This window comes from Clostridium sp. (assembly GCF_030532265.1).
In the GTDB taxonomy this organism is placed as follows: domain Bacteria; phylum Bacillota; class Clostridia; order Clostridiales; family Clostridiaceae; genus Clostridium.
In genome coordinates this window covers 429-12,475 of sequence record NZ_JAUNLM010000057.1, presented here as the reverse complement: position 1 = coordinate 12,475, position 12,047 = coordinate 429, and the positions used below count along the sequence as shown (strand labels likewise).

12 protein-coding genes are annotated in these 12,047 nt (G+C 24.7%); all 12 read left to right on the top strand.

Annotation, left to right across the window (positions count from 1 at the left end; translation table 11 throughout):
- A partial coding sequence (locus Q4E08_RS10260; protein WP_303130722.1) for an HAD hydrolase family protein occupies positions 1-98 on the top strand: 98 nt, incomplete at its 5' end.
- A 41-nt stretch (positions 99-139) separates the two neighbouring features.
- Complete coding sequence (locus tag Q4E08_RS10255) at positions 140-796, top strand: sugar transferase (RefSeq protein WP_096515278.1); 657 nt, start codon at positions 140-142, stop codon at positions 794-796.
- Positions 797-841: 45 nt separating this feature from the next.
- The gene (locus tag Q4E08_RS10250) at positions 842-1,891 is read left to right on the top strand and encodes a mannose-1-phosphate guanylyltransferase (protein WP_198608798.1); all 1,050 of its coding nucleotides are present in this window, start codon (positions 842-844) and stop codon (positions 1,889-1,891) included.
- A gap of 21 nt (positions 1,892-1,912) precedes the next feature.
- On the top strand, positions 1,913-3,097 hold the full coding sequence (locus Q4E08_RS10245; RefSeq protein WP_303130718.1) for a glycosyltransferase: 1,185 nt from the start codon (positions 1,913-1,915) through the stop codon (positions 3,095-3,097).
- The gene (locus tag Q4E08_RS10240) at positions 3,075-4,199 is read left to right on the top strand and encodes a glycosyltransferase family 1 protein (protein WP_303130715.1); all 1,125 of its coding nucleotides are present in this window, start codon (positions 3,075-3,077) and stop codon (positions 4,197-4,199) included. Before Q4E08_RS10245 ends, Q4E08_RS10240 begins: the two co-directional genes overlap by 23 nt.
- 20 nt (positions 4,200-4,219) lie before the next feature.
- Complete coding sequence (locus tag Q4E08_RS10235; RefSeq protein ID WP_303130713.1) at positions 4,220-5,647, top strand: O-antigen ligase; 1,428 nt, start codon at positions 4,220-4,222, stop codon at positions 5,645-5,647.
- Positions 5,631-6,725 (top strand): glycosyltransferase family 1 protein, encoded by a 1,095-nt coding sequence (locus Q4E08_RS10230; RefSeq protein ID WP_303130711.1) that lies wholly within the window; start codon positions 5,631-5,633, stop codon positions 6,723-6,725. Before Q4E08_RS10235 ends, Q4E08_RS10230 begins: the two co-directional genes overlap by 17 nt.
- 4 nt (positions 6,726-6,729) lie before the next feature.
- Entirely contained in the window at positions 6,730-7,818 is a 1,089-nt protein-coding gene (locus tag Q4E08_RS10225) for a glycosyltransferase (RefSeq protein WP_303130710.1), read from the top strand.
- A gap of 3 nt (positions 7,819-7,821) precedes the next feature.
- Positions 7,822-8,805, top strand: a complete 984-nt coding sequence (locus tag Q4E08_RS10220; RefSeq protein WP_303130708.1) for a glycosyltransferase family 2 protein — start codon at positions 7,822-7,824, stop codon at positions 8,803-8,805.
- A gap of 1 nt (position 8,806) precedes the next feature.
- Positions 8,807-10,237, top strand: a complete 1,431-nt coding sequence (locus Q4E08_RS10215) for a flippase (protein WP_303130707.1) — start codon at positions 8,807-8,809, stop codon at positions 10,235-10,237.
- A gap of 5 nt (positions 10,238-10,242) precedes the next feature.
- Complete coding sequence (gene glf, locus Q4E08_RS10210) at positions 10,243-11,346, top strand: UDP-galactopyranose mutase (RefSeq protein WP_303130706.1); 1,104 nt, start codon at positions 10,243-10,245, stop codon at positions 11,344-11,346.
- 99 nt (positions 11,347-11,445) lie between these two features.
- A partial coding sequence (locus Q4E08_RS10205) for a DUF4214 domain-containing protein (RefSeq protein ID WP_303130705.1) occupies positions 11,446-12,047 on the top strand: 602 nt, incomplete at its 3' end.

The following is a 12,047-nucleotide window of genomic DNA, read 5'->3' as shown; positions in this document are numbered from 1 at the left end:
GAAATGCTTTTGAAGAAGTAAAAGAAAAAGCTGACTTTATTACAAAAAGTAATGAAGAAGATGGAGTAGCCTTTGTCTTTGAAAAATTTGTTTTATAAGATTAGATTTTTAAAAAATAAATTTTAGGAGGAAATGAGTATTGATTGAAGAGAAAATTCTTTATGAAGATAGTTATAAAAAAGTTAATAATAGTAGATTTTATTTGTTTCTAAAAAGATTTATGGACATATTTGCATCAATTCTAGGGTTAATTTTATTATCTCCAATATTAATTGTAGTTTCAGTATTAATAAAATTAGACTCAAAAGGTCCGGTATTTTTTTCACAGAAAAGAGTAGGATTACATGGAAAGACATTCAATATGTATAAATTTAGATCAATGGTAGTAAATGCTGAAGAAATTAAGGACAAGCTAAAAGAACAAAATGAAATGTCTGGACCTATGTTTAAGATGAAAAATGATCCAAGAATAACTAAAATAGGGAAATTTATAAGAAAAACTAGTATAGATGAATTACCACAGCTTTTAAATGTTTTAAAAGGGGAAATGAGCTTAGTTGGACCAAGACCAAGTCTTCCTAAAGAAGTAAAAGAATTTGAACCATGGATGCTAGAGAGATTAGAAGTGAAACCAGGTATAACATGTTATTGGCAAGTCATGGGGAGAAATTCAATAGGTTTTAGAGAGTGGATGGAATTAGATGTTAAATATGTTCACGAAAGATGTTTAAGTCTAGATTTAAAACTTATTTTTAAAACATTTTTTGTACTATTTGGAGATGAAAATGCTAGTTAAATAGAGAAAATAACTTTAAATTTTTTTGCTTAGGAGGAATTACATATGTTATGTGCATTAATAATGGCTGGAGGAAAAGGAACAAGATTTTGGCCGCTATCAACAGAAAAAAAACCAAAACAATTCTTAAACCTTATAGGTGATAAGACTATGATACAAATGACCGTTGATAGAATAAGACCAATTATACCAATAGAAAGAATATTTGTTTGTACAGGGGATAGCTATGTTGATTTAGTTAAAAGTCAATTGCCAGATATTCCTGAGAAAAATATAATAGTAGAACCAGAAGGAAGAAATACAGCACCATGCATTGCTTTATCTGCAATGATAATAAAAAAATATTATAATGATGCAACTATGGTTGTATTACCATCTGACCATTTAATAAAAGATGAAGATAGTTTTAGAAATATATTATTAGATGGTGAAAAGTACTTAAAAGAAAATGATAAGGCCATATTAACATTAGGTATGACGCCTAATAGACCGGAAACAGGATATGGATATATAAAATTCTCTAAAGATAAAACTTATATTAATAACAATGAAGTAATTAAAGTTGATAAATTCGTAGAAAAACCGAATTTAGAGAAAGCTTTAGAGTATTTAGCTGATGGAAGTTATTTATGGAATGGTGGAATGTTTATTTGGACTGTAAATAATATATTAGATCAAATAAAAGAATTTATTCCAAAAACGTACAATGCTTTAAAGAATATTGAACAAATTAATGTAAATGAACTTCAAGGTTACATAAATGAGAATTATGGAAAAACAGATTCTATATCAGTAGATTATGCTATATTAGAGAAATCAAATGAGATATATGTTATACCAAGTGATTTTGGTTGGGATGATGTTGGAAGTTGGGAAGCTTTAGATAGATATAGAGAAAAAGATGATAATGGTAATATATTTATAGGAAAGATAAATAGTATTGATTCAAATAATAATTTAATAATATCTAAAAATCATAATGTAATTATACATGGATTAAATGATATTTATATCATAGAAAATGATGGCAATATTATTGTTGGTAAAAAAGAAGAGGTTTCAAAAATAAAGTCTTTAAAAGAATGTTTGGTATAAAATATTTAAAGAGGAGTTAATATGAATAATAAAAAGATAAAAATACTTCACGTTGCTCAAGCTAATGGGGGAGTTAGTGAGTATTTAAAAAGTTTTTTAAAATACTCTAATAAAAATATTTTTCAAAATTATTTATTAGTTTCTAATTTATATAAAACAGAAGAAGAAATATATAATGAATTAGTAGACGATATTAAATATTTAGATATGAAAAGAGAGATATCTTTAAAGAGTGATTTGAAATCTATAATGGGTATTATTAGATATTTAAGAAATAATAATGTTGATATAATATATTCACATAGTAGCAAGGCGGGAGCATTAGTTCGTATAGCGGCAATTTTCACTAAAACACCAGTGATTTATAATTCACATGGGTGGGCATTTGATATGAATGTAAGTAATAAAAAAAAGAATGTGTACATATTAATTGAAAAAATGCTGGCCAAGTTAACTAAGAAAATTATTTGCATATCTAAAAATGATTATGATAAAGCATTAGAATATAAAATTTGTAAAGAAAATAAATTAGCGCTTATAGAAAATGGTATAGATATAGAAAAGTTTAATAAAAGCTTTAATGCTTCTAAAATTAAAAACAAATATAATATTCCTATTAATAAGTTAGTAGTTGGTATGGTAGCTAGAATTAGTGAGCAGAAATCTCCAGAAACATTTGTAGAGATAGCTAGTAGATTGTGCAAAATTAATGATAATTTCCATTTTATTATGGTTGGAGATGGAGAAGAGAGAGAAAAGATTGATGATTTAATAAAAAAGTTAGGGATATCAGAAAAATTTACTATAACAGGTTGGGTTAATAATACTGCTGAAATAATTAGTATATTTGATATAGCATTATTAACTTCAAAGTGGGAAGGATTTGGATTAGTAATACCTGAATATTTCATTTCTAAGGTACCGGTTATTGCATCAAGCGTTGGTGGAATAAAAAATATAATTAATAATGGAATTAATGGAAGATTAGTTGAAAATAATGATATTGAAAAATATATTGAGTATATTTTTCAATATATAAATGATAATGATTTTAGAGATAAGATTATTGAAAAAGCATATTTAGATGCTAATATTAAATACAACATAAGTAGAGTTGTTCAAGAACATGAAAAGATATTTAAATCATGTATAAAGACAACAGATAAAGATAAGGAGAATGAGTTTGGAAAATGTAGTAGTATTTAATGCATTGCAAACTAGTTTAAGTGGTGGTATAGGAAGATACTGTTATGAACTTTCTAAAGCTATGTATTTAAATAAGAATGATATAGATTTAAAAATAGTTATAAGAAGTCAAGATTTGGATAAATATAATTTTGTAGATAGAAAAGATTTGATAGTAATAAATAATATCAATAGTGGGAAAGATAGAAATTTTTTTGAACAATTTAAGTTACCTAAAATGATATTCAAAATGTTTCCAAAAGCTATAATTCATTACCCAGACACTATGGCTCCAATAATTAGTAAAAATAAAGTAATAATAACAATGCATGATATGGCCTTTAAAACATTAGAAGATGAATTTTCAACAAAAACGAAAATATGGAAAAACTTTATTACTAAAAAGTCAGTAAAAAAAGCTGATAAGATAGTTGCTATAACAAAGTTTACTAAATCAGAAATAGAAAAATATTATCCAGAAACTACCGATAAAATAAGTGTAGTTTATAACGGATTTAATGATTTTAGCAAAGAAGAAATAAATATAGAAAATATTAAAAAATCTATATTAGATATTAAAGGCAAATATATTTTATCTGTAAATACTATTACTCCTAGAAAGAATATAGGAGGAATAATAAATGCTTTTAATATAATAAAAGATAAAACTGATGCAAAGCTTATTATTGCTGGCAAAGAAGGTTGGAAATCAAAAGAAATATTATCATTAATAGATAAATATGATATAGAAGATCGTGTTTTAGTAATTGGAAAAATAAATGATGATGAATTGAAGTATCTTTATGAAAATGCCTCACTATATATTTATATTTCTTTTTATGAAGGATTTGGACTTTCACCTTTAGAAGCTATGAGTTTTGGAGTTCCAACAATAGTATCAAATGTAACATCTATTCCAGAAGTTGTTGGAGATAGAGCTATAAAAGTTAATCCCAACAATATAGAAGAGATAGCAAATCAAATGTATAGAGTATTAGAGGATGAGAAATATTTAGTTGAAATAAAAAAGAATATATATAAGAGTTATATTAATTTTTCGTGGGAAAATTGTGCTAAAGAGACTATATATTTATACAAATCTTTATTTAACATAAAAATTTAATAATATTTAGAGGAGAAATTATGGAAATTACTATAATAGGATGGTTGGTCATCGCATTAACAATATATGGGTTTTTTAAGAGCGAAGATTTTCTTTTATACTTAGGTATATTTTTTTCTACATTTACAGCTACATCTATAATCAATATAGATAAAACAGTTACTGGTATAGCGCCATTTTATTTTATAATATCATTTTGGATTTTAAAAGTTATTATAAATTATATTAGAAGTAAAAAATATTTAAATAAAGAAATTATAGCTAATATTATGAAGAAAAATAAATTAATAAAATCATTAGCTATATTTGGTGTAATAATTATTATTGGCGAATTATATATGTTCATAAGTGGCAAAACTATTATTGTTAACAATCAGCTTAACAATGAGGTACTAAAATTGACTTTTTCAGGTTCTAATATAACACAACCAATATATTTATTATTTATGCTAGTATTTGCGATTTTTCTTTCTTTAAAAATAAATTCAAAAGAAAAAATAAGAAATGTATTAAAAATATTTTTTATTAGCACTATTTTTGCGTTAATTTGGGGAGTAATGCAATTTTGTATGTTTTATTTAGGCATAGAATATCCAGCATATTTATTTAATAATAATATAGCTTTAGCACAGTTACATTTTCAAATGGTATATGGAATAAAAAGAGTGAATTCAATAGCTTTAGAGCCGTCAACATTTGCACTTAATGTGCTTGGGATTTTACCAATCATAATGATTTTATGGCTATCTAATTTGAAAATATTTAAGAATAATTTAAAATCAAATTTAATATTTGTATTAATAATTTTATTGACATTAATATGTGGAATACTTACAACATCATCAACAGCTTATATAGGAATTGCTTTAACTATTTTGTTTATTACGATATATGTACTAATATTCTCTATAAAAGATAATGCTTTAAGAAAAAATAGAAAAAGACTATTGTTATTTTATGTTATTGTTATTATAAGTACAATATTAGTAATAATATTAGCGGTAAATATATTTAATATATATTGGGGAACTTTAGTAGATATGATTAAAGACATGACTATAAATAAAATAAACTTGGAGTCAGGACATGAAAGAAGCAATGCAGTAAATATGTCTTTTACAATATTTAGACAATCACCACTAGTTGGGATAGGTTGGGGATCATTTAGATCTTTAGATACATTTACTAATCTTTTAGCTAATACAGGATTATTAGGAGTAATTTCATATTTTTATATAATATTTATTACTTTAAAAAGTGCATTTTTAAATAGAAGAAAAAATGAAGTAATATCTATAGCTCTTATATTATCAGTTGTGATAATGACTATTTCATTACTTATATCTATACCAGATTTAGTTTTTGGATATTATTGGATGATGATAGCTTTAACATATAATTACTGTACTAACTCTAAGGAAGGAGATAATAATGAAAATAGCAATTGATGGAAGGCCATTAATAGAGAAGAAAACAGGTATTGGATATTATTTAGAATATTTACTTGAGAATATATTAGAAAATGACAAAGAAAATGAATATTATATATTTTCAGATAGAAAAGTGTATTTTGATAATTCTAAATATAAAAATTTAAAAATAATAGAACAAACAGACACAAATTTAAAAAAAACTTTATGGTATCTTTTTAATATAAAAGCATTATGTAATAAATATGATATAGAAGTTTTTTGGGGAACTCAACATGTATTGCCATTTAAAATAGGCAATGTTAAAACTGTTTTAACAATGCATGATTTAGTTTCTTTTGATTTTAAAGAAACAATGAGTACATATAATAAGATAATAAATAGATTATTGATTCCGAATTCATTAAGAAAAGCAAATAAAATAATTTCTGTATCAAAATCAACTAGAGAAAGAATTCAACATCATTTTCCTAAAATAGATAATGATAAAATTACCGTTATATATGAAGATGTAGTAGTAAAAAAGAATTATTTGAAAGATACTAGTATATTAGAAAAAAATAATATTGAAAGAAAAAAATATTTAATGTTTCTAGGGACTATTGAACCAAGAAAAAATTTAAAAACTCTTATAAAAGCATTGTCTAAAATAAACAAAGAAACTGGCATGAGACTTGTTATATGTGGTAAATATGGATGGAAATGCGAAGAGGAGCGTAATTTAATAGAGGAAAATAAAGAGAATATAGTATTTTTAAATTATGTAACGGATGAAGAGAAAAATTTATTAATGGAAAACTCTTTTGCATTTGTTTTTCCATCTATATATGAAGGGTTTGGATTACCAGTTTTAGAAGCTATGAGAAATGGTACTATTTCAATAGTAGCAAATAATACCTCCTTAAAAGAGATTATTGAAAAAGAAGAGTTGAAGTTTAATACTACAGATAGTAATGAATTAGCTCAAAAGATTATAGATTTATATAAAAATGCTGATTTATATAAATCAGCACTAGAATATTGTAAAGAGAGACAAAAGTTCTTTTCATGGGAAGAGATATCTAAAGAATATATTAAGGTTTTAACTAGGTGGTAGTTTTATGAAAATATGTTTTATTGTTGGGGCTTTTCCTAATATGAAATGTGGTGTTGGGGATTATACATATATGTTAGGGACAGAATTAAGCTCTTTAAATAATGAAGTTAGTATTATAACTTCTGTTTTAGCGAAAAATGATAATAAAAGTATAAAAGTTTTTAATATTATTGAGAGATGGGATTTTAGTTCAAAAGATTTAATTGTAAATACTTTAAGAAATATAAAGCCTGATGTAGTTCACATACAATATCCTAGTGATAATTATGGTAAATCTTTATTTATAAACTTTTTACCTAGAATAATAAAAAAGGAGATTGGATGTAAGGTAGTTGAAACGGTACATGAATATATAAGTTATACAGCTAAAGGTAAGTTGCGTAATTTAGTAAATTATAAGTATGCTGATAATGTTATAGTAGTAGAAAAAAGATATGATAAAATGATTAAATCATTTTTAAAACCTATATCAAAGAATTTAAATATCAACTATATTCCAATAAGTTCTAATATTCCTAAAAGTAAAATTAGTGAAGTAGAAAAAAATGAATTAAAAAAGAAGTTGGATTTGCAAAATTTTAGACTTATATCATACTTTGGATTTGTTAATGAGTTAAAAGGAATGGAATTTCTTATAGAAGCTTTTAATGATATTTGTAAAAAAGATGATAATATTAGGTTATTAATTTTAAGTGAATTAAGTAAAGAGAATGAGTATCAGAAAAAAATTATTGATATGATAGAACATTATAATTTAAATGATAAAATTTTAATTACTGGATTCATTAATTCAAGTGATGAAGTTTCAAAGTATTTAAAAATTACAGATCTAAGTATATTACCTTTTAGAGATGGGGTATCAGAAAGAAATGGGAGTTTTTTAGCTGCATATAATCAGGGGTTACCTATAATAACAACATCAAATAATATTGAAGAATTAGATGGAGTTTATTATGTTGAGCCTAAGAACAAAGATGCCATAGTGAAAAAATACTTCGAAATAAAAGATGATTTGAAATTTTTCGATAGAGATATAGTATCATGGAAAGATATAGTTAACTCTCATATTAATATATATAAACAAGGAGAATAATTTATGATAAACGATAAAGTTGTTGCTGTAACGGTTACTTATAATAGAGTCGGAACATTAGCAAAAACAATTGAAGCTTTAAAAGAACAAAGTTATAAATTAGAAAAAATAATTGTTGTTGATAATAATAGTAATGATGAGCATAAAAACAAATTAAAAGACATAGAAAAAAGTAATGATTTAGTCCATGTAATATGGAGAGAAGATAACTTAGGCGGTGCTGGTGGATTTCATTATGGAGTAAAATATGCTTTAGAAAAATATGATCCAGATTGGTATTGGATTATGGATGACGATGCTTATCCAACAAAAAGATGTTTAGAAGAGCTATTAAAAGAAAAAGAAAATCTTGATAATATAGGTTTTTTAGCTCCAGCAATATATGGAATAGATAATAAAGAATATCAAATGTATCATCATAAGCTAATATCAGAAAATAAAGTCAATGATATTACAGCTGTTGAAAAATACGAAGATTTAGATAAGGTTATTGAGATAGAAGCAAATGCCTTTGTAGGACCTTTATTTTCAAAAGAAGCAGTAAAAGCTGTTGGGATCCCAGATAAAGGATTGTTTATATATGGAGATGATACAGAATATACTTATAGAGTATCTAGAAAGTTAAAAGGATATGTAATTAAAAATTCTATAATAAATCATCAAGATCCACCATACCAAGGAAAAGTAGTTGCACCTGAAAGTTGGTGGAAAGAGTATTATATGTTTAGAAATAGATTTTTATTTATTAATGAATTTTGTGAAAGCGATAAACAAAAGAAAGAATCTATATCAGTTTTAAAAAGAGAGATACATAGAAGAATTTTAGCAACACTTATAAAATCTCATTATAAAGGTTTTAGAAAATTAAGATTAAGAATACTTAAACAATCAATAAAAGATGGATTAAATTTAAATACAGGGAAAACAATAGATCCAGCTGCATATATAAAAGAAGTAAAAAAGATAAGAAAAAAATTAGGTGAATAAAATGGGGTTAAAAAAGAATTTTATATATAATACTATATATCAAATATTTACTCTAATATTACCTATGATAACTGTTCCATATATTTCAAGAGTTTTAGGCCCGGAAGGGGTAGGAGTGTATTCATATACTAATGCCTATGCACAGTATTTTATATTATTAGGTATGGTTGGTATCTCTTTATATGGAAATAGACAGATTGCATATACTAAAAATGATAAAGAAAAAATGTCTAAAGAGTTTTGGAATATTTATGCACTTCAAGTGATAACAACAACTTTATCATTAATTTTATATATAGTAGTATTTGTTATTATAAACAATAATAACAAAGGATTATATTTAGTTCAATCAATAACTATTTTAGCAACAATATTTGATATATCTTGGTTTTTTATAGGATATGAAGATATGAAGAGCGTGGTTATAAGAAATACTATAACTAAAACAATAGGAGTAATAGCTATCTTTATCTTCGTTAAAAATAGTAATGATGTAATTATTTATGCATTAATAATGTCCTTTACTATGTTTTTAGGACAAGTTATTATGTGGAAGGAATTAAAAGGTAAAGTATATAAGATTAAACCAAGTTTAGTTTTTATGTTTACTCATTTAAAGCCGTCAATAGTTCTGTTTATATCTCAACTAGCTATGCAGGTTTATGTATTATTAGATAGAACGATGCTTGGAATAATGACTAACGATGCACAGGTTGGTTTATATGATAATTCTCAAAAAACTATAAAATTAGTTTTAGCTTTAGTTACATCTTTAGGTACAGTAATGTTACCTAGAATGAGCAGTCTTTATGCAGAAGGAAAAATAGATAAGTTCAAAGAAATGATAGATAAAACTTTTTCATTTATTACTTTTATGGCAATACCTATGTCATTAGGATTAATGGCTATAAGTAACGGTTTTTCAATGTGGTTTTATGGAAAAGAATTTGATGGAATTCAAATTTTACTTCAAGTAGGCTCGCTTTTAATAATTGCAATAAGTTGGAGTAATATATTAGGCATACAAATTATGCTACCAATGAAATTAGAAAAACAATTTACTATTTCAGTTTTTGTTGGGGCTATAGTTAATTTTATATTAAATATAATATTAATACCATATATAAATTCTTTAGGAACAACTATAGCTTCAGTAATTGCGGAATTTTCTGTAACTATTGCGCAGTTATACTTTTTAAAGAAGATAGTTAATATAAGAGATATATTAAAAACATTATATAAGCCATTTATAGCATCCTTTATAATGTATTTAGTAATAAGCTTTTTAGATATGAATTTAGGTATTAGTATAATTTTCACTTTATTTGAAGTTAGTATAGGAATGATAATATACCTTACAGTTATGTTTTTTCTTAAGAGTGATGTATTATTTTTGGTGTTGAATGAATTAAAGAGAAAATTAAGGAGGTAATTAAAATGAAAAAATATGATTATTTAATAGTTGGAGCAGGTCTTTTTGGTTCAGTTTTTGCGAATGAAGCTAAAAAAAAGGGTAAAAAGTGTTTAGTAATAGATAAGAGAAATCATACAGGTGGAAATATTTATTGTGAAGAAATAGAGGGAATAAATGTACATAAGTATGGAGCACATATTTTTCATACTAATAATAAAGAAGTGTGGAATTATGTTAATGAGCTAGTTGAATTTAATAGGTATACTAATTCACCAGTTGCAAATTATAAAGGAGAATTATACAACTTACCTTTCAATATGAATACATTCTATAGTTTGTGGAAAGTTAAAACTCCAGATGAAGCTATGAAAAAAATTGAAGAGCAAAAAAGGGAAGCTAATATTAAAGAACCTAAAAATTTAGAAGAACAAGCTATAAGTCTAGTTGGAAAAGATATTTATGAAAAGCTTATAAAAGGTTATACTGAAAAGCAATGGGGTAAAAAAGCAACAGAGCTTCCAGCATTTATAATTAAAAGATTACCAGTTAGATTTACTTTTGATAACAATTATTTTAATGATAAATATCAAGGGGTTCCTATAGGTGGTTATAATAAGATAACTGAAAAACTACTTGAAGGTATAGATGTTAAATTATCAGTGGATTTTTTTAAGGAAAGAGAGGAATTAGAAAAGTTAGCTGATAAAATAGTATTTACAGGGATGATTGATGAGTTTTACAATTATAAATTTGGTACTTTAGAGTATAGAAGTTTAAAATTTCATAATGAGATATTAAATGAGAAAAATTATCAAGGTAATGCTGTTATAAATTATACTGAGTATGATATTCCTTATACAAGAATAATTGAACATAAACATTTTGAATATGGAAATCAAGATAAAACTATAATAACTAAAGAATATCCTGCTACTTGGAATAGAGGGGATGAACCATATTATCCAATAAATAATGAGAAGAACAATAATATATATTTAAAATATAAAGAATTAGCAGACAAAGAAGAAAATATAATATTTGGTGGAAGACTTGCTGAATATAAATATTATGATATGCATAATGTTATTGAAAGTGCATTAATTTGTGCAAAAAACGAATTAAAATAGCAAATGTTATCATTTTATGGTATAATTTAGGATGAGAGTTAAAATTAATAATTAATTTTAACTCTTTTTATATTAATTAACTAATTAGGGGGATAAAAAGTGAAAAGAATTCTTGTAACAACACTTATTGCTGCAAACGTAGTATTATTTACAAATGTGAGTGCTAGCGCAGAAATGATAAATAAAGAGGTTTCTAAATCAAATGCCAGTTATACTAATAATGTAGTTGTAAAAAATAATGAAAATAATGTTAAAAATTTAATAAATCAATTTTATTTAGGATTCTTAGGAAGAGAAGGAGATCAAGGTGGCTTAGATTATTGGACTAATGAAATAATAAATGGAAATAAAACAGTTGCAAATGTTTTAGAAATTATGATAAATAGTGATGAATTTAAATCTAAAAATTATACTAATAAAGAATTTGTACAAGCTTCTTTTAAAGGATTATTTAATAGAGTTGTAGATGAAGATGGTTTTAAATATTGGACTAATTTTTTAAATAGTGGAAATTCAAAAAGACTTATGTTGTCAAGAAATATTCAATCAGCTGAGTTTAATAGCATTTTAGATAATATAGGAATAAAGAATAAAGGAACAATAACAGTAACACTAGATGATAAAAGAGGAGAAGCTAAAAATCTTGTAAATCAATTTTATTTAGGATTCTTAGGAAGAGAAGGAGATCAAGGTGGCTTAGA

What these genes read in the sequence shown, in the direction of transcription:
- Q4E08_RS10225 (WP_303130710.1), top strand. Translation starts at nt 6,730, where the DNA reads ATGAAAATATGTTTTATTGTTGGGGCTTTTCCTAATATGAAATGTGGT.
- Q4E08_RS10220 (WP_303130708.1), top strand. Translation starts at nt 7,822, where the DNA reads ATGATAAACGATAAAGTTGTTGCTGTAACGGTTACTTATAATAGAGTC.
- Q4E08_RS10250 (WP_198608798.1), top strand. Translation starts at nt 842, where the DNA reads ATGTTATGTGCATTAATAATGGCTGGAGGAAAAGGAACAAGATTTTGG.
- Q4E08_RS10215 (WP_303130707.1), top strand. Translation starts at nt 8,807, where the DNA reads ATGGGGTTAAAAAAGAATTTTATATATAATACTATATATCAAATATTT.
- Q4E08_RS10235 (WP_303130713.1), top strand. Translation starts at nt 4,220, where the DNA reads ATGGAAATTACTATAATAGGATGGTTGGTCATCGCATTAACAATATAT.
- glf (WP_303130706.1), top strand. Translation starts at nt 10,243, where the DNA reads ATGAAAAAATATGATTATTTAATAGTTGGAGCAGGTCTTTTTGGTTCA.
- Q4E08_RS10230 (WP_303130711.1), top strand. Translation starts at nt 5,631, where the DNA reads ATGAAAATAGCAATTGATGGAAGGCCATTAATAGAGAAGAAAACAGGT.
- Q4E08_RS10245 (WP_303130718.1), top strand. Translation starts at nt 1,913, where the DNA reads ATGAATAATAAAAAGATAAAAATACTTCACGTTGCTCAAGCTAATGGG.